The 22,469-nt window shown below is 72.6% G+C and carries 21 protein-coding genes and 1 pseudogene; 16 read left to right on the plus strand and 6 right to left on the minus strand.

All coding sequences use genetic code 11. From position 1 onward, the window contains the following. Window positions 1–1,371, minus strand: a 1,371-nt coding sequence (locus NFU81_RS27405; protein WP_251495247.1) for an FAD-dependent oxidoreductase, incomplete at its 3' end; no start/stop codon positions are given. A gap of 364 nt (window positions 1,372–1,735) precedes the next feature. Between NFU81_RS27405 and NFU81_RS27410 the strand changes: the two genes are divergently transcribed. The 9 genes from NFU81_RS27410 (at window position 1,736) to NFU81_RS27450 (ending at window position 8,677) form a co-directional block, all read left to right on the plus strand. Next, window positions 1,736–2,863 (plus strand): SchA/CurD-like domain-containing protein, encoded by a 1,128-nt coding sequence (locus NFU81_RS27410; RefSeq protein WP_251495250.1) that lies wholly within the window; start codon window positions 1,736–1,738, stop codon window positions 2,861–2,863. A gap of 79 nt (window positions 2,864–2,942) precedes the next feature. Further along, window positions 2,943–3,404, plus strand: coding sequence for a cupin domain-containing protein (locus NFU81_RS27415; protein WP_251495253.1), 462 nt, complete (start codon window positions 2,943–2,945; stop codon window positions 3,402–3,404). Beyond that, a complete protein-coding gene (locus NFU81_RS27420) occupies window positions 3,401–4,666 on the plus strand; it encodes a beta-ketoacyl-[acyl-carrier-protein] synthase family protein (RefSeq protein WP_251495256.1) in 1,266 nt (421 codons plus the stop codon). Before NFU81_RS27415 ends, NFU81_RS27420 begins: the two co-directional genes overlap by 4 nt. After that, window positions 4,663–5,919: a ketosynthase chain-length factor gene (locus tag NFU81_RS27425; RefSeq protein WP_251495259.1), complete on the plus strand. Its 1,257-nt coding sequence runs from the start codon at window positions 4,663–4,665 to the stop codon at window positions 5,917–5,919. The genes NFU81_RS27420 and NFU81_RS27425 overlap by 4 nt, the downstream gene beginning before the upstream one ends. Before the next feature lie 65 nt (window positions 5,920–5,984). Then, the gene (locus NFU81_RS27430; RefSeq protein WP_251495262.1) at window positions 5,985–6,242 is read left to right on the plus strand and encodes an acyl carrier protein; all 258 of its coding nucleotides are present in this window, start codon (window positions 5,985–5,987) and stop codon (window positions 6,240–6,242) included. A gap of 3 nt (window positions 6,243–6,245) precedes the next feature. After that, window positions 6,246–6,716, plus strand: a complete 471-nt coding sequence (locus NFU81_RS27435; RefSeq protein WP_251495265.1) for an SRPBCC family protein — start codon at window positions 6,246–6,248, stop codon at window positions 6,714–6,716. Between the two features lie 67 nt (window positions 6,717–6,783). After that, window positions 6,784–7,113 carry a TcmI family type II polyketide cyclase gene (locus NFU81_RS27440; RefSeq protein WP_251495370.1) on the plus strand — a complete coding sequence of 110 codons (330 nt, stop codon included), beginning with the start codon at window positions 6,784–6,786 and terminating at the stop codon, window positions 7,111–7,113. A gap of 188 nt (window positions 7,114–7,301) precedes the next feature. Beyond that, window positions 7,302–7,778 (plus strand): hypothetical protein, encoded by a 477-nt coding sequence (locus tag NFU81_RS27445; protein ID WP_251495268.1) that lies wholly within the window; start codon window positions 7,302–7,304, stop codon window positions 7,776–7,778. Between the two features lie 155 nt (window positions 7,779–7,933). Further along, window positions 7,934–8,677, plus strand: coding sequence for a class F sortase (locus NFU81_RS27450; protein ID WP_422665300.1), 744 nt, complete (start codon window positions 7,934–7,936; stop codon window positions 8,675–8,677). Between the two features lie 86 nt (window positions 8,678–8,763). Here NFU81_RS27450 and NFU81_RS27455 read toward each other — a convergent pair whose 3' ends face one another. The 4 genes from NFU81_RS27455 to NFU81_RS27470 form a co-directional block, all read right to left on the minus strand. After that, window positions 8,764–9,837, minus strand: coding sequence for a methyltransferase (locus tag NFU81_RS27455; protein ID WP_422665301.1), 1,074 nt, complete (start codon window positions 9,835–9,837; stop codon window positions 8,764–8,766). 88 nt (window positions 9,838–9,925) lie between these two features. Continuing rightward, on the minus strand, window positions 9,926–11,614 hold the full coding sequence (locus NFU81_RS27460) for a right-handed parallel beta-helix repeat-containing protein (protein ID WP_251495271.1): 1,689 nt from the start codon (window positions 11,612–11,614) through the stop codon (window positions 9,926–9,928). 324 nt (window positions 11,615–11,938) lie between these two features. Next, window positions 11,939–13,312 (minus strand): cellulose binding domain-containing protein, encoded by a 1,374-nt coding sequence (locus NFU81_RS27465; protein WP_251495274.1) that lies wholly within the window; start codon window positions 13,310–13,312, stop codon window positions 11,939–11,941. 205 nt (window positions 13,313–13,517) lie between these two features. Next, window positions 13,518–15,122 carry a cellulose binding domain-containing protein gene (locus tag NFU81_RS27470; protein WP_251495277.1) on the minus strand — a complete coding sequence of 535 codons (1,605 nt, stop codon included), beginning with the start codon at window positions 15,120–15,122 and terminating at the stop codon, window positions 13,518–13,520. 223 nt (window positions 15,123–15,345) lie between these two features. Between NFU81_RS27470 and NFU81_RS27475 the strand changes: the two are divergent. Further along, a pseudogene (locus NFU81_RS27475) lies at window positions 15,346–15,771 on the plus strand (helix-turn-helix transcriptional regulator); the annotation flags it as partial. Window positions 15,772–15,819: 48 nt separating this feature from the next. Continuing rightward, entirely contained in the window at window positions 15,820–16,245 is a 426-nt protein-coding gene (locus NFU81_RS27480; protein ID WP_251495280.1) for an SRPBCC family protein, read from the plus strand. Between the two features lie 248 nt (window positions 16,246–16,493). Here NFU81_RS27480 and NFU81_RS27485 read toward each other — a convergent pair whose 3' ends face one another. Then, window positions 16,494–17,432 (minus strand): LysR family transcriptional regulator, encoded by a 939-nt coding sequence (locus tag NFU81_RS27485; protein WP_251495283.1) that lies wholly within the window; start codon window positions 17,430–17,432, stop codon window positions 16,494–16,496. Between the two features lie 84 nt (window positions 17,433–17,516). Between NFU81_RS27485 and NFU81_RS27490 the strand changes: the two genes are divergently transcribed. From NFU81_RS27490 to NFU81_RS27510, 5 genes are all read left to right on the plus strand, one after another. Further along, complete coding sequence (locus tag NFU81_RS27490) at window positions 17,517–18,431, plus strand: serine/threonine dehydratase (RefSeq protein ID WP_251495286.1); 915 nt, start codon at window positions 17,517–17,519, stop codon at window positions 18,429–18,431. 14 nt (window positions 18,432–18,445) lie between these two features. Continuing rightward, window positions 18,446–18,994 (plus strand): GNAT family N-acetyltransferase, encoded by a 549-nt coding sequence (locus tag NFU81_RS27495; protein ID WP_251495289.1) that lies wholly within the window; start codon window positions 18,446–18,448, stop codon window positions 18,992–18,994. 91 nt (window positions 18,995–19,085) lie between these two features. Next, window positions 19,086–19,613, plus strand: a complete 528-nt coding sequence (locus tag NFU81_RS27500) for a DinB family protein (protein ID WP_251495292.1) — start codon at window positions 19,086–19,088, stop codon at window positions 19,611–19,613. Window positions 19,614–19,692: 79 nt separating this feature from the next. Beyond that, complete coding sequence (locus NFU81_RS27505) at window positions 19,693–19,965, plus strand: hypothetical protein (RefSeq protein ID WP_251495294.1); 273 nt, start codon at window positions 19,693–19,695, stop codon at window positions 19,963–19,965. Between the two features lie 463 nt (window positions 19,966–20,428). Beyond that, window positions 20,429–22,273 (plus strand): coagulation factor 5/8 type domain-containing protein, encoded by a 1,845-nt coding sequence (locus tag NFU81_RS27510; protein ID WP_251495296.1) that lies wholly within the window; start codon window positions 20,429–20,431, stop codon window positions 22,271–22,273. Window positions 22,274–22,469 lie beyond the last annotated feature (196 nt).

The following is a 22,469-nucleotide window of genomic DNA, read 5'->3' on the forward strand; positions in this document are numbered from 1 at the left end:
CGTCGGGACCGCGGGGCCGCCCGGGGGCGGCGCGGACGGGGTGTCGTCGTGCTCGGGGACGGCGGGGACGGCGGGAACGGTGGGGACGACCGGGCCGCCCGTGCCGCCGGGGCCGGGCGGGGGCGTGGGGACGACCGGGCGGTCGGGGTCGACGCCGACGACCGCACCGGCCGGGTAGCGGTAGCCGAGCGCCACGGTCAGCACCCCGCTCTGCCGGTTGCCGCCGACCGGGGCGGCGTCGTAACCGGGGTGGCTGTGCTCGGCCGAGCGCTCCGAGGCGCGGGCGCTGGTGGCGACCGCGACGGGCCGCCGCTCGGCGCCGTAGGTCTCCAGCAGGCCGGGTCCCGCCCAGCCGCTGAGGATCGCGGCGAGCTTCCAGGCCAGGTTGTGGGCGTCCTGGATACCGGTGTTGGAGCCGAACGCACCGGTCGGCGACATCTCGTGGGCGGAGTCGCCGGCCAGCAGCACCCTGCCCTGCGAGTAGCGCTCCGCCACCCGTTCGGCGGCATGCCAGGGGGCCTTCCCGGTGATCTCGACCTCCAGGCCCGGCACCCCGACGGCGGTGCGGATGTGCGCGGCGCACCGCTCGTCGCTGAAGGCTTCGAGCGGCTCGCCGCGCTCGGGGTGCCAGGGCAGGTGGAAGACCCACTCGGCCTCGTTGTCGACCGGCAGCAGCGCCCCGTCGGCGTCCGGGTTGGTCAGGTAGCAGGCGATGAAGTGCCGGTCGCCGACGACCTCGGCGAGCCGCTTGGCCCGGAAGGTGACGCTCACGTTGTGGAACAGCTCGCCGGCACCGGTCTGGCCGATGCCGAGGCGCTCGCGCACCGGGCTGCGCGGCCCGTCCGCGGCGACCAGGTAGTCGGCCCGCACCGTACGGGTCTCGCCGGTCTCGCGTTGCAGCACCTGCGCGGTGACACCGTCGGAGTCCTGCTCGAAGGACAGCAGTTCGACGCCGAAGCGGATGTCGCCGCCGAGCGCGCGGGCCTCCTTGAGCAGCACCGGCTCCAGGTCGTTCTGGCTGCACAGGCACCAGCCCGACGGGCTGAAGGCGGCCAGCCCGCCGCCCGGGTCGATCTCCCGGAAAAGCCAGCGCTGGTTGTCGCCGGTCAGCGACTCGGCCTGCAGGATGCCGTGGTTGCGGGACAGCACGGACGCGGCCGTGCGGATCGCCGGCTCGATGCCCGCGGTCCTGAACAGTTCCATCGTGCGCACGTTGTTGCCGCGGCCGCGCGGGTGGTGGGAGGTCGCGGCGTGCTTCTCGACCAGCAGGTGGTCCACGCCGAGCCGGGCGAGGAAGAGGGAGGTCGACAGCCCCACCAGGGACCCGCCGGTGATGAGGACCGGTACCCGGTCGTCTGACGTCGGTTGCATCTGTTGCTCCAGCCTGTACGGGCACGCGAGGCGCGGCGGCGGTCGGCCGCCGGTGCGGCGGGGGCCTGCCGTCGGGTGCGACACGGCCCAGGGGGCCGGCACACCGTCGTCCGGTCCCGCTTTCCTCCATGCCCGGTCGGCGCCGTACGGCGGTGTCCTGGCGGAGCATTCGCCCGCATGGACCGCAGATCTCGCGGCGTTGGTGGGATCGAAGCACGATCAGGCTCAGGGGCACCGGAAGCGCACATGGGTGCGTATCGGGCGTCCCTCGCTCTCCCGGCCGCGGCAGCGCGGACGGCTGGTGCTCACCGATCCCATATCGACATCGCATGTCCGACGTCGGAAGTCGAAGGAGAAGTACACGATGACGACCCTGTCCGAAGACCCGGGGCCGGCCGGTACCACGGCGGGCGCACAGGACACCGAGTCCGCGCGGCTTCGCGTGGTCCTGCTGCTCGACATCCAGAAGGGGGCGCAGGAGCGCTTCCTGGACGCGTACGAACTGCTGCGCAGCCAGGTCGCCTCGGTGCCCGGTCACGTCAGCGACCAGCTCTGCCAGTCCATCGAGGACCCGTCGCAGTGGCTGATCACCAGCGAGTGGGAGAGCTCCGAGCCGTTCCTGGCCTGGGTGGACAGCCCGGAGCACCGCGAGATGGTCAAGCCGATGCACTCCTGCGTCAACGACACGCGCTCGCTGCGGTTCGACATCCTGCGCGAGACGTCGGTGGCCGGCCACACCGGGACCCGGGCGCCGCGTCCCGAGCGGGCCGGCGACGGCCGCATCCGGCACGCGATCACCTTCACCGTCCGGCCGGGCAGCGAGGACAAGGTCGCCAAGCTGCTGGCCGACTACGCCTCGCCGTCGGCGCGGGTCGACTCGGCCACCCGGCTGTGCAGGACGTCGCTGTTCATGCACGGCAACCGGGTGGTCCGCGCCGTCGAGGTCAGCGGCAACCTGGTCGCGGCGCTGCGGCACGTGGCGCAGCAGCCCGAGGTGCGGGCGGTCGAGGAGGCCATCAACCCGTACCTGGAGGAGGAGCGCGACCTGACCGACCCGGAGGCCGCCCGGGCGTTCTTCACCAGGGCCGGGCTGCCGTCGGTGCACGAGGCGGTGGCCGAGGCGGAGCGCACCGGCCAGGTCAGGCGGTACGCGCTGCACTACCCGGTACGCGGCGGCAGCGGCGCCGCTGCCGCCCGGGTGCTGGCCAGGTCCGACGAGCTGGCGGCGGCCGACCCGACCGGCTCGCTGGTGCGCAGCACGATCTTCCAGCGCGACGACATCGTCGTCCGGGTGATCGACCTGGCCGCGGCCGCGGACAAGGACCTGGCCCTGACCACCGGCACCGCCGACCACGACCTGGCGGCGGAGCTGGGCCGGCTGCTCGACCTGCCGGGCGCCGACCGCGACCTCGGCGACGACCGGGGCCGCAAGGAGCTGCTCGCGCACCTGGAGATGACCCTGGTCACCGACCGCCACGCACAGGACGCGTGACCCGGTTCCGCTTTCCCGCACGTGCGGGCCGGCCGCTACTCCCCAGCGGCCGGTGTGACTTCACCTGGAGGCACCCGTCATGACCGCTCAGCCCCCTCGGATCGTGCACGTCGATGAGATCGAGCCCAACCGGCGCCGCGGTGGTGATCTGCGCGCCATGCTCACCCCGACCCTCAGCGGATCGACCAGCGGTTTCATGGGCGTGGCGATCGTGCAGCGCGGTGAGCGCATCGCCGAGCACTACCACCCCTATTCGGAGGAGTTCGTCTTCGTCGTCAACGGCGACCTCGAAGTCGACCTCGACGGCACGCCCTACACCTTGAGCGCCGACCACGGGCTGCTCATCCCGAAGGACGTGCGCCACCGCTTCCGCAACGTCGGCGACACCGAGGCCCGGATGGTCTTCCACCTCGGCCCGCTCGCCCCGCGCCCCGAACTGGGCCACGTCGACACCGAGGACGCCGCCGGCAACCCGCTGGTCGCGGACGGCGCCCGGCCGAGCGCGGGACGGCCGCCGGAAGCGGCGGGGGCGGTCTCATGACCAGGCGGGTGGCGGTGACCGGGGTCGGCGTCGTCGCCCCGGGCGGAGTGGGCGTGCCCGCATTCTGGGACCTGCTCACCGCCGGGCGGACGGCGACCCGGGCCATCACCCGGTTCGACGCCTCCGGCTTCAGGTCCCGAATAGCTGCCGAGTGCGACTTCGACCCGGCCGCCTGCGGCCTGGACCCCGGGCAGCTGGCCCGCGCCGACCGCTACGTGCAGTTCGCGATGGCGGCGGCCGACGAGGCACTGCACGACGCGGGGCTCGACACGCGGGCCGAGGACCCCTGGCGGATCGGGGTGTCCCTGGGCACCGCGGTCGGCGGCACCACCCGGCTCGAACAGGACTACGCCCTGGTCAGCGCAGGCGGCGAACGCTGGGATGTGGACGACAGGCAGGCCCTGCCGCATCTGCACCGGGCGTTCACCCCCAGCGCGCTGTCCGCCGAGGTCGCCGAGCTGGTCGGCGCGCACGGCCCGGTGCAGACGGTGTCCACCGGCTGCACCTCCGGGCTCGACGCGGTCGGCTACGCCTTCCAGAGCATCGAGGAGGGCCGGGCGGACATCTGCATAGCCGGCGCGTCCGACTCGCCGATCTCGCCGATCACGGTGGCCTGCTTCGACGCCATCAAGGCGACCTCCCCGAACAACGACGACCCTGAGCACGCCTCCCGCCCCTTCGACGCCGACCGGGACGGCTTCGTCCTCGGCGAGGGCGGCGCGGTGCTGATCCTTGAGGAGCTGGAGCACGCTAGGGCGCGCGGCGCCCGGGTGTACTGCGAGGTCAGGGGCTACGCCTCGTTCGGCAACGCCCACCACATGACCGGGCTGACCCGTGAGGGTCTGGAGATGTCACGGGCCATCGACCGTGCACTGGCGCACGGCAGGATCGACCGGACGGCCGTGGACTACGTCAACGCGCACGGCTCCGGCACCAAGCAGAACGACCGGCACGAGACCGCGGCCGTGAAGCGGTCGCTGGGCGAGCACGCCCGCAAGACCCCCATGAGTTCGATCAAGTCCATGGTCGGGCACTCCCTGGGCGCGATCGGCGCCATCGAACTGGCCGCCTGCGCAATGGCGATGGAGCACGGCGTGGTGCCTCCGACCGCCAACTACGAGACCCCCGACCCCGAGTGCGACCTCGACTACGTGCCGAGGACCGCGCGCGAGCTGCCGCTGCGGACCGTGCTGTCCGTCGGCAGCGGCTTCGGCGGATTCCAGTCCGCCGTGGTCCTCAACCGGGAGGAGCCGAGCCGATGACCACCAAGCCGAGCAGGCCGGACGAGCGCCGTACGGTGATCACCGGCATGGGCGTGATCGCCCCCACCGGGATAGGCGCGGACGCGTACTGGAAGGCCACCAAGGAGGGTGTCAGCGCGCTCGGCCCGGTCACCAGGGAGGGCTGCGGCGACCTGCCGCTGGCCGTCGCGGGCGAGGTGCACGGCTTCGACCCGGCGGCGCTGGTCGAGGAGCGCTTCCTGGTGCAGACCGACCGCTTCAGCCACTTCGCGATGGCCGCGGCCGACATGGCGCTGCGTGACGCGGCCCTGGACGCCGCGGGCGCCGGCGAGTTCGCCGTCGGCGTGGTGACCGCGGCGGGTTCGGGCGGCGGCGAGTTCGGCCAGCGCGAGCTGCAGCAGCTGTGGGGCCGCGGACCGAAGTTCGTCGGGCCCTACCAGTCCATCGCCTGGTTCTACGCGGCGAGCACCGGCCAGATATCCATCCGCGGCGGCTTCAAGGGTCCCTGCGGGGTCGTCGCAGGCGACGAGGCGGGCGGTCTCGACGCCTTCGCCCACGCGGCCCGCAGCATCCGCGGCGGCACCGACGCGATGGTCGTCGGCGCCACCGAGGCGCCGCTCGCGCCGTACTCGATCGTCTGCCAGCTGGGCTACCCGGAGTTGAGCACGGTCCGCGAGCCGCAGCAGGCGTATCTGCCCTTCACCGACCGGGCCTGCGGCTTCGTCCCCGCCGAGGGCGGCGCGATGTTCGTGGCCGAGGAGGAGACGGCGGCCCGCGAACGCGGCGTCACCGCCCGGGCGGTGATCGCCGGGCACGCCGCGACCTTCACCGGCTCCGCGGACTGGGCGGCCTCGCGTGAGGGCCTGGCACACGCGATCCGCGGCGCTCTGGACGAGGCCGGGCTCGCTCCCGAAGAGGTCGACGTGGTCTTCGCCGACGCGCTCGGGGTGCCCGCGGCCGACCGCGCCGAGGCGCTGGCGCTGGCCGACGTGCTCGGCCCGCACGCGGCCCGGGTCCCGGTGACCGCCCCCAAGACCGGTACCGGGCGTGCCTACTGCGGCGCCTCGGCGCTGGACATCGCCTGCGCGGTGCTGGCGATGGAGCACGGCGTGGTGCCGCCCACCCCGAACGTCACGGACGTGAGCGGCGGCCTCGACCTGGTCACCGGCCACGCCAGGCAGGCCGACCTGCGCACCGCCCTGGTGCTCAGCCGCGGGCTGCTCGGCTCGAACTCGGCGCTGGTACTGCGGCACGGCGCCGACGCCCGCCCCTGATCCCCCGACCGCACCACCCACTTCCCCACTCCCCGTATCACCCCCCTCCTCGTAAGGAGCCGCACATGCACACCGAACTCAGCTACGCGGAACTGGCCTCCCTGATGGAGCGCAGGGCCGGCGTCATCGTCGACCCGGCGGACCTGGAGCTGCAGTCCGACACGCCGTTCGCCGACTTCGGCCTCGACTCGCTGGGCCTGCTCGGCATCGTCGGCGCGCTGGAGAACGAGCACGGCGCCACCATCCCCGCCGACGCCGACGCCTGCCGGACCCCCCGGGAGCTGCTCGACGTCGTCAACGACGTGCTGAAGGCGAGGGCCTGAGCCATGGCCGCGCACACCGAGAACGAGATCACCGTCAAAGCCCCGCTCGACCTGGTGTGGGACATGACCAACGACCTGGAGCACTGGCCTCAGCTGTTCAGCGAGTACGCGTCGGTGGAGGTCCTGGAGCGCAAGGGCCGCAAGACCACCTTCCGGCTGACGATGCACCCGGACGAGAACGGCACCGTGTGGAGCTGGGTGTCCGAGCGCGAGCCGGTGCCCGAGACCCGTACGGTCTCCGCCCGCCGGGTCGAGACCGGCCCGTTCGACTTCATGGAGATCTTCTGGTCCTACCACGAGGTCCCCGGCGGCACCCGGATGCGCTGGGTGCAGGACTTCGCGATGAAGCCCGAGGCGCCGGTCGACGACGCCGGGATGACCGAGCGGATCAACGCGAACTCGGCCGTCCAGCTGGAGCTCATCAGGGACAAGATCGAGCAGCGCGCCCGCGAGCAGGTCCCGGTCGCCAACTGACCCCGTGCCCGGGCGGGCCGTGCCTGCCCGGGCCTCCCCCGCCAGGCAAGCAGGAAAGGACGTGACAGTGCACCGCGCTCTGATCGTCGCCCGTATGGCACCCGGCTCGGCGGACGACATCGCCGAGGTCTTCACCGAATCCGACCGCGGCGAGCTGCCGCGGCTGATCGGGGTGAGTGGCCGCAGCCTGTTCCAGTTCGGCGACCTCTACTTCCATCTGATCGAGGCCGACGGCCCGCCGGGGCCCGCGGTGGCCCAGCACGCCTCGCACCCGGAGTTCAAGAACATCAGCGAGCGGCTGTCGTCGCACGTCAGCGCCTATGACCCGGCGACCTGGCAGTCCCCGAAGGACGCCATGGCCCGCGAGTTCTACCGCTGGGAGCGCACCCGCGGCTGACGGCGGGCCACCGCCGCGAGGTCCCCCGAGCGGCGCAGCGCGCCACCCGGAGGGCGCAAGGATCCCCCCTTGCGGCCCTCCCGAGTGGCGTGCCGGTCGTGCATGACTGACGGTGAACACGTCGCTACTGCGCACCCTCGGCTGACGAACGGTCATCCGACGCATGCGCGACGGAAGGAACCCTCACCATGCGCACTGCCCGCACCCTCTTCGCCGGAGCTGCCCTCTCCGCAGTCCTCGCCATCGCCGCCCCAGCCGCCCACGCGACGGGTGCCGTCAACGCGTACGACCCGAGCAGCCAGGGTTCGTCGCACTCCTCCTCCACCCACTCGGGCAACACCAGCAACGGTGCCGCCTCCTCCTCGCAGCACGGCGCTGCCGGCACCGGCAGCAGCACCGACAGCAGCACCGACGCCAGCACCGACGCCAGCACCGACAGCTCTGCCGTCACCGGCGACAGCGCTTCGGACGACGCCACCGCCCAGCAGGGTGACGCTGGTTCGTGGCACGGCAAGCAGCCGCACGGCGGCGTGCACACCGGTGGCGGCGGCATGGCGCTGTCCGGCGGCGGCATGGCGGCCGGCTCGGTCCTGCTGCTCGGCGGCCTGGGCGCCGGTGCAGTGGCGCTGCGCCGTCGCCGTACGCCCGCGGGCATCGCGGTCTGACACCGACCTGCTCGGTGAACGGCTGAAAGTCCGCTGAACCAGTTCCGTGCTGTGTCCTGCCGTGGCCACCGCCGCTTCCCAGCGGCGGTGGCCACGGCAACATCCGGCCCCCGCGCCGCCCGCACTGTCCGCGAGCCGATGAAAGGCATCGCCCCATGTCCCAGCAGTACCCGCCGCCGCCTCCGGGCACGGCGGACGCCACGCCCGGCCCACGCCCCTCCCGCGTGCTGCGCTGGGCGGTCGCCTCTGCGGCCCTCGGCGCCCTCATGATCTACAACTCGGTCGACTCCTCGGGTACCGGTCTGCCCGGTCCGCCGCCGTCCGCGGCGGCGCCACCCGTCGTCACGGCCAACACCCCGGCCATCGCCATCGGTCCCGCACCGGCCACCGCGACCCCCGCGGCCCCCGCTCCGACGGTCGGCCTGCCGGGCATGCCGCACGCCAACCCCACCCGGCTGACGATCAAGACCATCGCGGTCAGCGCGCCTTTCACCCCTTTGCACCTGGACGCGGCGGGCAATCTGAACGCGCCGCCCGCGGGCAACACCAACCTCGTCGGGTGGTACGCGGAAGGCCCCACGCCCGGTGAGCGCGGCCCGGCGATCGTGGCGGGGCACGTCGACACCAAGACCGGGCCTGCCGTCTTCCTGCTGCTGCGCCTGCTCAAGCCGGGCGCGACCGCGGACATCACCCGGGCGGACGGCACGGTGGCGACCTTCACCGTCGACTCGGTGGAGATGTTCTCCAAGGGCCACTTCCCCGACCAGCGGGTCTACGGCACCACCCCGGACCCGCAGCTGCGGATCATCACCTGCGGCGGCAGCTACGACCGCTCCAAGAAGGACTACACCGACAACGTGGTGGTCTTCGCGCATCTGACCTCCTCCCGGAAGGCCTGACGGCGCGGCGGACACCGCGGACAGCGAGGCGACGGCCGGCCCGGATGACCGGGCCGGCCGTCTTGTGCGCACCGCGGGCGCGGGTGTCAGGAGCCGCGGACGGTGCTGTCGAACGCGTGCAGGTACGGGTTGACCGGCCGCACGTCGCCGACCTCGAGGCCGGCTTCGGTCATCCGCGTGACCAGGCTCTCCCTGGTGTGCTTCTGACCGCCGACGTTCAGGAGCAGCAGCAGGTCCATGGCGGTGGTGAACCGCATGGACACGCTGTCGTCCACCAGGTTCTCGATGACCAGCACCCGGGTACCGGGGCGGGCTGCGGCGACGACGTTGCCCAGTGTCCTGCGGGTGCTGTCGTCGTCCCACTCGAGAATGTTCTTGATGATGTACAGATCCGCGTCCACCGGGATCTCCTGCCGGCAGTCGCCGGGCAGCAGGGTGGCGCGGTCGGCCAGGGCACCGCCCGCGCGCAGCCGCGGGTCGGCGTTCGCCACGACCTTGGGCAGGTCGAGGAGGGTGCCGTGCAGTGCCGGGTGCTTCTCCAGCAGACCGGCCAGCACATGGCCCTGGCCGCCGCCGATGTCGGCGACCGTGGTGGTGCCCGTGAGGTCGAGGCTGTCGACCACGTCGCGGGCCGACTGCATGCTGGAGCGGGTCATCGCCTTGTCGAAGACGGCGGCCGATTCGGGCGCGTCGTCGTGCAGGTAGTCGAAGAACCGCTTGCCGTACAGGTCGGCGAAGACGTCCTGGCCGGTACGGACCGCGTCGTCGAGGCGCGGCCAGGCCTCCCAGGTCCACGGCTCCGTGCACCACAGGGCGATGTTGCGCAGCGAGTCGGGCGCGTCCTCGCGCAGCATCCGGGACATCCCGGTGTGCACGAAACGCCCGTCGGGCTGCTCGGCGAAGATGCCGTAGCTGGTCAGCGCCCGCAGCAGCCGGTTCAGCGGCCGAGGCTCTGTCCGCACGGCGGCGGCCAGCTCCTCGGCGGTGGCCGGCTGCTCGTCGAGCGCGTCAGCGACGCCCAGCCGGGCCGCGGCCCGGATCGCGGCGGCGCAGGCTGCACCGAAGACCAGCTCACGCAGCCGCATCACCGACTGGTCCGGCGCGTGCTGCGGCTGCGCCGGCGTGGGTGCCGGAGGCGCGGCCGCGGCCGGTTGGGTCATGGTCATGTTCGGCCCTTCTGGTCATGCCGGGTCGGCGGCGGGATCGGGCAGGGGCGTGGTGCGCGCGGCGGGCCTGCGGACCCGCAGGTCAGCAACGGCCGGCCGGCTCGGACACGCTGCACGAGTTCGCGCTGAAGGTGTTGCCCGACCCGTTGGTGTCGCGGTCGGCCAGGTCCGCCGGGCTGTTGCCGGACAGGACGTTGCCGCTGACCTTGTCGCGCTGGTTGGCCACGCCGACCTGGCTCGCGAAGAGCACGACGCCGCCGGACATCGGGGAGGTGCCGGAGTTGCCGGTGATGGTGTTGTCGGTGACCCGGGTGTCCTCTGCACCGGTCAGCAGCACACCGGTGCCCTGGATGGCCGGCAGCCGGTCGGTGGCGGCGCAGAACTTGTTGTTGTCGGTGATCTTGTTCTGCCGGACGTCGAGGTCGCCGGCCTTCGGGTTGTTCTCGTCGCCGACCACGAAGACGCCGCCGCAGTTGCCGGTGACGGTGTTGTTCTCGACCGTCAGGACGCGCGCCCGGCGGACGGTCACACCGATGCGGTTGCCCGACAGGGTGTTGCCGGCGACGACGGTGCCCTTGGTGTCGAGGGCGCCGCCCTCGGCGTTGACGAAGTTGGCGACGAAGATGCCGGACTGGCCGTTGCCGACCGCCTCGTTGTCACGCAGCACCGCCCGGGTGGACTTCTCCTGGCTGATGCCCTGCTGGCCGTTGTTCTTCACCGTCACCCGGCGGACGACCATGCGGTCGGTGCCGGACGCGTCGATGCCGTTCGCTCGGAAGCCCGCGACGGTGAGCGACTCGATGCGGACCGCGGTCAGCGCGTGACCGTCGGCGCCGGTGACGCAGATGCCGTGCCCGGCGGCCGCGCACGCCGCCTGGGTGGTGGTGGCGGTGGTGGTCGTGCTGGTCTCGGTCTTCGTGGCGGCCGGGGCGGTCCCGTTCGGGGTCGCGGCGGGCGCGGCGGACTGGGTGCCGGCCGGGCTGGTGACCGGGGCCGTGCCGGGAGCCGTACCCGGCGCCGAGGCGTGGGAGGTGCCCGGAGCCGTGGTGTGGGACATGCCCGGGGCCGCGGCGTGGGAGGTGCCGGCGGTCGAGGTGTGGGACGACGTGGCGTGGTCGGCGGCGTGGTCCGCTTCGTTGCCCGTGGTGTGGTCCGCGGCCTGGCCTGCGCCGCTGCCCATGGCGTGGTCCGTGGCGTGGTCGGCGACCGGGGCCGCGTCACTTCCCGTGGTGTGGTCCGCGGCCTGGCCTGCGCCGCTGCCCATGGCGTGGTCCGCCGCGTGGTCCGCGACCGGGGCCGCGTCACTTCCCGTGGTGTGGTCCGCGGCCTGGCCCGCGCCGCTGCCCATGGCGTGGTCCGCGGCGTGGTCGGCGACCGGGGCCGCATCACTGCCCGTGGCGGGGGCCGCGTCAGCGCCGGTGGCGGGGGCCGTCGCGGGAGCGGTGCCCGGGGCGGGCACGGCCGGCGCGGGAGCGGCAGGGGCGGAGGGCGCGCCCTGGCCGGCCGGGGCCGTGATGGTGACCTGTCCGGCGGCCACGCCTTCCAGCGTCACGTTCTTGGTGATCTGCACACTCTCGCGGTACGTGCCGGGCATCACCAGAACGGTGTCGCCCGCGCGGGCCGCGTCGATCGCCGCCTGGATCGACTGTCCCTGGTGCACCAGCTGCACACGGGACTGTGCTGCGTTTGCCGCGGGGGCCATCGCGGCCCCCGTGCCGAGCGCCGCGATCGTGATGACTCCTGCGATGTACCTGCTGTGACGTACGGGCATCGCCCTGACCTGCCTTTCTCGACCCGGCAGGGCATCAGCCCGTGACGGGTCCCAGTACCTGATTTTCGGATTGCACTCGTCAACGCCCCGTCAAAATGGGGGCGATGCCCGCGCGATTCGAAGTTATGGTCGGCCTGGGTGACCCGCCATTTCTGCTCCGGCATCCGGGGTGCGGCCACCGGAGTCCCTTCGGGCACACCGGACGGCCGTCCCGTACGCAGCAACGGGACGGCCGTCCGGCATCACTCATGGTGACGATCACGGACGGCCGATCGCACTGGGCACGCCGAAGAGGAACCGCTGTTCACACCGTTCCGCGGGGCGTCACCCCGATGCCGTACACGTCGGGGTGCCGAGGCTCTGGTCGGAGCCGTTGAGCGTCATGCCCCAGGAGGTACTTGCCGACGGGGCGAGCGTGCCGTTGTAGGCGACGTTGCGCAGCGTGGTGGCCGGTGCCGACGTGTCGACGGCGGCGTTCCAGACGTTGCTGATCGTCACGCCCGACGGCAGGGCCAGCCCGACGGCCCAGCCGGTGGTCTGCCGGGTGCCGGTGTTGAGCACCGTCACGTCGGCCTGGAAACCGCCCGACCAGGAGTTGGTGACGTGTACGGCCGCGCTGCAGCCGCCGGCGCCGGAGGTCGGCGGGGTGGTGGGCGGAGTCGTCGCAGGCGTGGTCGGGGGCGTCGTGGGCGGGGTGGTCGGGGGCGTGGTCGGCGGGTTCGTGCCGCCGCCCGTGGTCGTGTAGTCGACGCCGGTGTACGGCTGCGAGCAGGTGCCCGAGCACGCGGCGGGCAGCGAGAAGTCGTAAGTGCGGCCGCCGAAGACATAGCTGTCGGTCACGTCGCGCACCCGGATGCGGAAGTCCGTGCCGCCCGCGGTGATCGGGTCGAGGACGAACGACTGGCCCATGTCGCTGTTCATCGTGGCGTCGTGCCAGGCGCCGCCGGAGTAGTACTCCACGCCGTGGACGCCGTTGGGCAGGTGGGAGACCGAGATCGCGCCCCAGTAGCGCTGGGCGCCCTGCAGGAAGCCGATCTTGATGTCCCCCGTGTAGCCGGGAGCCGGCACGTAACTCCACGACACGTGGCGGTTGTTCCAGTGGTCCGCGAGCCCGGTCACCGCTGCGCCGTTCCTGGTGAAGTGGCCCAGCGAGGCGGTGTCGAGGTCCAGGTGGTTCGGGTCGTCCCGGCACCAGGCGTTGGCGTCCGCGCAGCTGTCAGCGACCAGCATGGTGAGGGTGGCGCCGTTGTAGGAGTCCTGGGTCCAGCTGCCGTTGCGGCAGAAGGGCTGGCCGGGGGCGCCGTCGTTGGTGCCGTTGCAGTAGTCGCCGATGGTCACCTGGACCCAGCGCCCGCAGTTGTGGCCGTTGTTCCAGGCGCCGATGATCGAACTCTGCGCGGGCGGCACGGGGCGCGGGTAACTCGCGTAGTCACCAGGGGTGTTGAAGACGTTCAGCGCGACGAAGTCCTGCGAGTCCAGCTGGGACTGCGGCATGCCGCAGCCGCCGTAGGGCTGGCCGAGGCCGTCGAAGTGGGTGGCGTTGCCGACGACGTCGGCCTGGGCGGCACTCGGGGTGGCCGCGGGCGCCGGCATCATCGTCAGCGCGTAGACGAGCACCGCGGCGGCGGCGGTCGCGAGCGCCGCGAGCAGTCTGCGGGGCGGTCGGTGCGAGCGGTCGGGGTGCGCGGATCTGCGCATGGACGGCTCCTTCACGTGGGGGGATGGGAGCGCTCCCATACTCCGGCGCCGAGTGGGCGGCGTCAACGGGCGGTCGGCTGTGGAAATCCGATGGCTGAACCGGGTAAGTGCTCCGCCCGCCCGGGCCGTTGACGGCAGGGCGCGGCTGCGGCCCCCCGCTGCCGTCGGGCGGCGGGGAGCCGCGGCTGGCTGCGGGCGTCCGGGGTCAGGACACCGTGCAGGCCTTGCCGTTCAGGGTGAAGGCGGCCGGGACGGCGTTGGTGCCGGCCGTCGAGGTGGCGCTGAACCCGAAGTTGACGGTGCCGCCGGCCGGAACGCTCCCGTTGTAGGGGGCGTTGGTGGCCGTGACCTGCTTGCCGCTCTGGGTCTGCACGGCGTTCCAGATGTTGGTGATCTGCTGGCCGGCCGGGAAGCTGAAGGCCAGCGACCAGCCGTTGAGCGCGGCGCCCCCGTTGGTGATGGTGACGTCCGCGTTGAAGGCGCTGCCCCAGTCGTTGATGACGTACGCGACCTTGCACGCACCGGTGGGCGGCGTGGTCGGGGGCGTCGTCGGAGGTGTGGTGGGCGGCGTCGTCGGCGGGGTGGTCGGGGGCGTGGTCGGCGGGTTCGTCGGCGGGGCGGTGTCACCGCTCTTGGACTTGTTCACCTTGGAGTGCGCGGTGAAATAGGTCAGCGCCGCGTCGCCGTGCATCACCCCGTAGTTGCCGTCCTTGCTGGTGTTCATGTACCACCAGAAGGCGTCGGCGTCGCCGTTGCCCGCCTCCATCGTGCTGTAGATGGCCGGCCAGTAGGTGCTGCGGGTGCCCGCCGAGGTGTTGAACTCCCCCAGGAAGAAGGGCTTTCCCGCGCCGGTGTGGGCGTCGGTGATGTACTTGGCCACCAGCGACTGGGTGGCGCTCACCGACAGGTTCGCCCAGCCCTCGGTCGGGTAGATGTGCGCGGAGCAGAAGTCGATGTACTGCGACTGGCACTCGTAGGTGTACGGCACCCCGTTGTCGCTGCCGTAGCCGTACGCACTGCCCTGCCCCTCGATGCCGTTGTCGACCATGTGGTTCGGGTCGATGTTCTTGATGTACGCGCCGACCTTGTCCTCCCAGGCACGGAAGGTGGCCCCGACGGTGTTGTCGGCCGGGTTCACGTCCTGGTAGCGGGGCTCGTTCATCATCTCCCAGGAGAAGATGGTCGGGTCGTTCTTGTACGCGACGCCGGTGTAGTGGTTGACCCGGTTGAGCGCGTAGTTGACGTAGAACTCGTAGTCGGCCAGGCAGCCGGGGCACTTGGTGGAGTCGAAGAAGTAGCCCGAGTTGGCGGTGGAGACGCCCTCCCAGCCGAGCACCGCGTTGACGCCGCCGTAGGCGGTCCAGTAGTTCTCCAGCGCCGGCACGACGCGCAGGCCGTGCTGGGCGGCGGAGTAGAGGATGTAGTCGAACTCGGCCCACTGCTGCTCGTTCATGGTGTTCTTGGCGGGCTCGAAACCGTGCCAGGCCTCGTGGTCGAACATCCAGGTGCGGACGACGGTGACGCCGTCCGCGGCCATGTCGGCCATCTCGCTGTCGATGGCCGCCTTGTCCATGTACTGCGTCTCGGTGTCACCCGAGCCGCTGCCGAAGGTGAAGAGGTCGTAGGAGTTGGCGCCGGCGAAGTAGGCGGTCTTGCCGTCGACACAGAAGTGCGTGCCGCAGCGCTGGACGAAGCCGGCTCCCGCGGCCCGGGCGGGGCCGGGGGCGGCGATGACGAGCAGGGCCATCATCAGAGCCGTCGTCACCGCGGCGAGGGCCGCCAGCCATGTGCGTCGTACTGGGAGTCTCATGCATTCTCCTCGGAATGTCCGGACGTTCCCTGACAGGAAGGCTGCAAAGGCGACAGCGGAGCCGGATGGCGACCCATCGCTGTACCGGTTAAGCACCAAGAAGCTACCGGGGGCTGACGGGTTGTCAAGGCCCTCGGTCTGTTCGGCGACGCGGAACTCGCCGACCCGGAGGCGCTGCCGTTCGGCCCGACCACCGGCCCCGGCGGAGCGGTGTTCGTCGTACCCGTCGCTGCTCGACACGCTGCTGCTGTACGTCCTGCGTGCGTGGTACGACGACGCGCCGCTGCGGGACGGCGCGGGCACGACGGGCTGGGCGGCGGCGCTCAACGACCCGCCGGTGGCGGCCGGCCTGCGCGCGATGCACCGCGCCCCTGCGGCGCCTTGGACGGTCGAGCGGCTGGCGCGCGAGGCGGGCCTGTCCCGGGCCGCCTTCGCCCGCCGCTTCGCCGCGCTGACCGGGCGGCCGCCGCTGGGCTATCTGACCTGGTGGCGGATGACGCTGGCGGCCAGGCTGCTCGCGACGTCGGCGCTGCCGCTCGGGTCGGTCGCCGTGCAGGTCGGCTACACATCGGAGTTCGCCTTCGCACACGCCTTCAAACGGAGGTGCGGGATGGCACCGGGGCGCTACCGGCGGGTGCACGGTCAGTAGGGTGGACGGCGTCCCGGCACGATGCGGTGCCCGGCACGGAGGGAGTTCATGGTGCCCGCCTACGCGTACTCACTGACCGTCGACGCCCCGGCGCCGCGGGTCTGGCAGGTGCTCACCGAGGTGGAGCACTGGCCGGAACTGACCGCGTCCATGACGTCCGTACGCGGGCTCGACGGCCCGCGGCCGGTGCTCGGCGCGCGCTTCGAGGTCCGGCAGCCCAGGCTCCGGCGGGCGGTGTGGACCGTCACCCGCCTCGACGAAGGCACCGCCTTCGACTGGGAGTCGCGCGCCCCCGGCGTCCTGTCCCGAGGCACCCACCTCCTGGAGCCGGACGGTTCCGCCACCCGCCTCACCCTGGCCATCGACCAGACCGGCATCCTCGCCTGGCCGATCGCCCTGCTGGCGGGCACCATGATCCGCCGCTACGTCGCGATGGAGGCCCGCGGTATCGCTGCCGCGAGCACAAGGCGATAGCCGCTCCCTGGGCACCCGGTCCCCCGGGGGTGCCTATGGACCCGGAGGGCGACTACGGCCATCCGGTGCTCGGCTTCGACGTCGCGGCCGATCGAGTCGTCCTGCTCGCAGACCCGCTGGTCAGGTGACTGCGGCAGACGGCTGGGGTTTGTGAAGGATCCGTCGCGGAGCATCGCGCAGCGGACGTCGGCCCGGCGTCGGGCGAGGCGGAGCAGAGCCTGGGAAGCCCCGCCGGCGGCCCGGCCTCCTCATCGCTCGGCGCCTCCCGCCCCGGCCACTCCCCTTCCCGCGCTGTGCAGGAAGGCGGTCAACTCCCGTACGAGCGCGGTCGGTCGGCGGCGGTGCAGGATGCTGATCTCGCGCGCCGGGGCGAGGCCGCGCAGGCGGCGGACCGCGACGCGGGAGTGTGCGGCGCCGGCGAGTACGGACTGCGGGACCAGCGTGATGCCGAGCCCGGCGCCGACCAGCGCCAGGATGGCGTGGTAGTCGGCGGACTCGTAGGCGACACGGGGTGAGACGCCGGCCCGGCCGGCGATCGTCTCCAGGCAGACCCTGTTCGGGGTGCCCGGTCCGCCGGAGATCCACGTGTCGCCGCCGAGCCGGTCGAGGCCGACACCGCCGCTCGGGGCACCGGCGGCGAGCCGGTGGTCGGCGGGTAGCGCCAGCACGAGCGAGTCGCTGAGCAGCGGCTGCTTGTCGAGCCCGGGGTGCGGGGTCGGCGGCACCCCGGGGTAGCGGTGGGTGATCAGCGCGTCGAGGTCGCCCGAGGCGACCAGCCCGTAGCCGTCGGGCGGTTCGAGATCGACGAGCGACAACTCGGCACGCGGGTAGCGACGTTGGAGCGACGCCAGCGCCGCGGGCACCAGCACCTGGCCCGCCGTCGCGAAGGTGCCCAGCGCGAGCCGCTGCGGCTGGTCCCCCAGCGCCGCCTCGACCGCTGCACGTGCCTGCCGCAGTTCACCGAGCACCCGCTCCCCGTGACCCACCAGGACCTCGCCGATCGGAGTCAAGGTGACGCCGGTCGGGCGCCGTTCCAGCAGCCGGGCGCCCAGCTCAGCCTCCAGCTTCGCTATCTGCTGCGAGAGCGCCGAAGGTGTGAAGGCCAGCCTGCGGGCGGCCTCCGCGATGGATGCGGCGTGTGCCACCTCCACGAGCACCCGCAGCCGGTTGACGTCCAACTCGCGCATCGCGCCTCCCCGCCGTAAGTGCTGCTAACGGTAGGTCATCTGCCGTTGCTGGCGCTTACGGCACGGTCCGCCGAGGATGGGTCCATGACCACCCGCACCCAGTTGCCTTCCGCCGCCGACGTCCTCGTGGCGGCGGACCGGATCCGTCCCCACGCGCGCCGCACTCCGCTGCTCGACGTGGAGATCGACGGCCGGCGCGTCCTGCTCAAGCTGGAACACCTGCAGCGCAGCGGCTCGTTCAAGCTGCGCGGCGCGCTGAACGCGATGCTGTCGGGACCCCTGGACGACCACATCGTGACCGCGTCGGGCGGCAACCACGGCCTGGCGGTCGCCACGGCCGCGTCGCTGCTGGGAGTCCAGGCCACCGTCTACGTCCCGGAGCCGGCTCCGGCGGCCAAGGCGCGGCGCATCGAGGCCGCCCGCGCGCGGCTCGTGCGGCACGGCGCCGACTTCGCCGAGGCGGCGCTGGCGGCCGCGGCGGCCGCGCAGCAGCCCGGACACCGGTTCCTGCACCCCTACGACGATCCGGCCGTGGTCGCCGGGCAGGGGACCATGGCCGCCGAGATCGTGGCCGACGCGCCCGACGTCGACGTGATCGCGGTCGCCGTCGGCGGCGGGGGGCTGGCCGCGGGCACGGCGCTGCCGATCGGCGGGCGGCGGATCGTGGCCGTGGAGCCCGAAGGCTGCCCGTGCCTGCACGACGCGCTGGCCGCGGGCACGCCGGTGGACGCGGCGGTGACGTCCGTCGCCGCCTCCGCGACCGGCGCGACCCGGGTCGGCGAGGTCCCCTTCGGCATCCTGACGTCCCACGACGTGGCATCGGTGCTGGTCAGCGACGAGCAGATCCTGAACGCCCGCGACCGCCTCTGGGAGGAGTGCCGGATCGCGGCGGAGCCTGCCGCGGCGGCCCCGTTCGCCGCGTGGCTGGCGGACCGGGTCCCCGGCGATCGGCCGTGCCTGGTGGTCTGCGGCGCGAATACCGACTGGAGCGCCGCGTGAAGGGGGCCGGGGCCGTGACGGTCGACGGGATCGGCGCTGAGGCCGGCTTCCGCCGGGCCACCGTCGCGAGCACGGACGTCGTCCTGGGCGTGCTCGACGAGGCGGCGCGGTGGCTCGGCAGCCGGGGTGTCAGCCAGTGGCCGCCGCGTTTCGAGGCCGCGTGGGTCGAAGGGGCGATTTCCCGCGGCGAGACGTGGCTGGTCGACGTGGCGGGCAAGGCGGCGGGAACCGTCACCCTGGACTGGTCCGACCCGCTGTGGGCGGACACCCCCGGCAGCGCCGCGTACGTCCACCGGATGGCGGTGTGCCGGTGGGCCGCGGGCCTGGGCGGGGTGATCCTCACCTGGGCGGCGGCGACCGCGCGCGACCAGGGCGCGGGCGCGCTGCGGCTGGACTGCGTGTCCTCGAACACCGGGCTGCGCGCCTACTACGAGGCAGCCGGCTTCACGCACCGGGGCGACGCGCCGGTGGGCGGCGCCCCCGGCCAGCGCGCGGACGAAGGCCCGGTCACCTGGGTGAGCCGCTACGAACTGCCCCTGGGAACCGACGGCTTGGCCGACTGACCCGGCCGGCTGCCGACCGCACGACGGAGTGACCTGGCGACGCGGGCAGCCGGCTCGCGGCCCGGCGCGGAGGCGTTTGTTAACGTGAAGCGTGACGGCTTGCACGGAATGCGGTTTCGCTTACGACCTCACCCTGGCTCCGACGGTCCCGGCGCTCGCCCGGGACGACGCGGAGGCCTACGCCGGCCTGCTGCGCGCCGAGCCGTCGGTGCTCCGGCGGCGCCCGGCGCCGGATGTGTGGTCACCCCTCGAATACGCCTGCCACGTGCGCGACGTGCTGCTCGTCCAGCGCGAAAGGGTGCTGGCCGCCCGACGGAACGACACGCCTGTCGCCGAGCCCATGGGGCGCGACGAGCGGGTCGAGCACGACGGGTACGCCGGCCAGCATCCCGCCGATGTCGCCCGCCAACTCACGGACGCGGCACTCCTGTTCGGCAACGCTCTGGACCAGCTGTCGCCCGCCGGCTGGGAGCGCACGCTGATCTACACCTACCCCGAGCGCCAGGTGCGCTCACTGCGCTGGCTCGCCCTGCACACCCTGCACGAGCTGCGCCACCACCTGCTGGACATCCGTCGCCAACTGCACGGCCACGACGGGAACGTGCCCGACGCCGCCTGACAGTTTCGGGCAGGCCGACGTCCGCCGTGACCGAGAACGCATCTTCCTCAACCGATCGGCCCTCATGCAGCATGGGACGGTGTCCACGAACCCGGCGGACGTCCGCCTGCTGACCACCGATCTCCCTCTTCAGGGCGAGCGCGTCTCGTTTTCGTGGATGGTCTGGAGCGGCGAGTGGGACACGGTGTCCTATGCCGTCACGGATCTCCAGAAGGTGGCGGCGCTCGACAACGCCGACGCCGTCATCGGCATCCGCATCGTCTCGCAGGTCCGGTACAGGGTTCATATGATCTCGGACAACGAGTACGAGCCGAGGTACACGGCGTACGGCACCGCCGTCACCTACGGCTGATCCCGTCGCGCCGCATCCGGCGCGGCTGGCCGCGGGCACCCCGGTCCGCGTTCGGACACCCGGGTTCCGCGGCCCGAGCGGCGTCCCCGCAGACCCGCCCGCGACCTGACGCACACGCAACAGTTACGACACCGTAATGGCGTGCTCCCACCCCGCGCACGCCCTCCCCGCGGCGGCCGCCACTCGCCGGACGCCGCCGCCTTCGCGCCGCGAAGCCGCACGTCACAGGCCCGCACGCGGCCCCGCGAGAGCCGCGGGAGAATCCCCGCCTCGCGCACCGGAAAGGCCGGCGTCGTGGCGCGTGTTGCGACTGTGAGGGGCGTGGCCAGGCATGGAAGAGAGCGCTCTCACAGATCTTGACAGCACGCCCGCCACCCCGCAGGGTACGTCTGCGAGAGAGCGCTCTCACGACGCCCACAATCCGTAGGGCTGCCGGCTTCAGGGTAGAAGGTGGTCATCGCTCATGTCTTCGTTCAGGGCCGCAGGAAGTGAACTCCCGGACCAGGAAACGCAGGACGCTCCCGCGGACAGCGCGCTGAGCCGGCGCTCGTTCATCGCCACGGCAGCCCTGGCGTCGGCCGTGCCGCTCGGCGCCGCCGCGGCTCCCGCCGCCGCGCGAAGCGGCCACGGGCGCCCGCCCGCCCCAGCGGAGCCGGACTTCGGCCCCAACGTCCGCGTCTTCGACCCGGCGACCCCGACCGCCGACATCCAGGCGGCGCTGGACGCCGCCGCCCAGCAGCAGGTCACCAGCGAGTTCGGCACCGGGCGGTTCGCGTTCCTGTTCAAGCCCGGCAGCTACGACGTGGACGCCCAACTCGGCTACTACACCTCGATCGCCGGGCTCGGCCTGTCCCCTGACGACGTGACCGTCAACGGCGCCGTCCGCGTCGAGGGCCGGCCGCAGCCCGGCGGCGGCGACAGCGCTCTGACCAACTTCTGGCGCTCGGCGGAGAATCTGGCGGTCAACCCGGCCGACGGCATCAACTGGTGGGCGGTGTCGCAGGCGGCTCCGCTGCGCCGGGTGCACATCCGCGGCCGGCTCTTCCTCTTCCCGCGCCAGGGCGGCTTCTCCAGCGGCGGCTTCATCGCCGACTCGGTGGTCGACGGCGATGTGGTCAACGCCTCGCAGCAGCAGTGGCTGACCCGCAACAGCTCGGTTTCCGGCTGGTCCAACGGGGTGTGGAACCAGGTCTTCGCGGGGGTCGCGGGCGCACCCGAGCAGTCCTTCCCCGACCCTCCTTACACCACGCTGCCGACCACCCCGATCAGCCGCGAGAAGCCCTTCCTCTACGTCGACGCGACCGGCCGCTACCGGGTGTTCCTGCCCGCCCTGCGGCGCGAGACGACGGGCGCGACCTGGAGCGCGGGGCACACCCCCGGCAGCTCGATCCCGATCGAGCAGTTCTTCGTCGCCAAGCCGTCCGACTCGGTGCACACCATCAACAAGGCGCTGGCGCAGGGCAAGCACCTGCTGCTGACGCCGGGCATCTACAAGCTGACCGGCACCATCAAGGTCAAGTGGGCGGGCACGGTGGTGCTCGGCCTCGGCTTCGCCACCCTCACACCGGCCGGCGGCGCGGTCGCGATGCGGGTGGACGACGTGCGCGGGGTGCGGATCGCGGGCCTGCTCTTCGACGCGGGCGAGACCGAGTCGCGGTCACTGCTGGAGATCGGCAGCGGGCACGGGCGGCGCAGCGACCCGCAGGACCCGACGTCGGTGCAGGACGTCTTCTTCCGGGTCGGCGGCGCCGGCCCAGGACGTACCGGCACCGCGCTGGTGGTCAACAGCGACAACGTGCTGCTCGACCACATCTGGGCCTGGCGTGCCGACCACGGCAGCGGGGTGGGCTGGACGGTGAACACCGCCGAGTCCGGCGTCGTGGTCAACGGCGACAACGTGCTGGCCACCGGCCTGTTCGTGGAGCACTTCCAGAAGTACAACGTGGTGTGGAACGGCGACCACGGGCGGACGATCATGTTCCAGAACGAGCTGCCGTACGACCCGCCGAACCAGGCGGCCTACGGCCACCACGGCGTGGACGGCTACGCGGCCTACAAGGTCGGCGACCCGGTGCGCCACCACGAGGGCTGGGGCCTGGGCAGCTACTGCTTCTTCACCGTCGACCCGACGATCCACGTGTCGCACGCCTTCGAGGCGCCGGTCAGGAAGGACGTGCGCTTCCACGACCTGCTGACGGTGTCGCTGAACGGCGCGGGCGTGATCGACCACGTGATCAACGACCACGGCGGCGCGGCCCAGGGCACCGCCACGGTGCCGGTGGACGTGGTGGGCTACCCGGTCGGCTGACCGGCGGGGCGGCCCACCCGCGAGGGGGTCGACGGCGGCGGCCGTCGGCCCCCTTCGTCATGTCCGCGCCCAGCCGGGGCAAAGCGCCCGAGCGGATATTCTCCGGACCGGCTTGAACTGTCGGGCGAGGCGGAGCAGACTGCGTTGGCAACGTTGTCAACACGACGTGGCAACGTTGTCAGACTCCGCTCGTCCC

It is taken from the genome of Actinacidiphila cocklensis (assembly GCF_907177275.1).
Taxonomy (GTDB): Bacteria; Actinomycetota; Actinomycetes; order Streptomycetales; family Streptomycetaceae; genus Actinacidiphila; species Actinacidiphila cocklensis.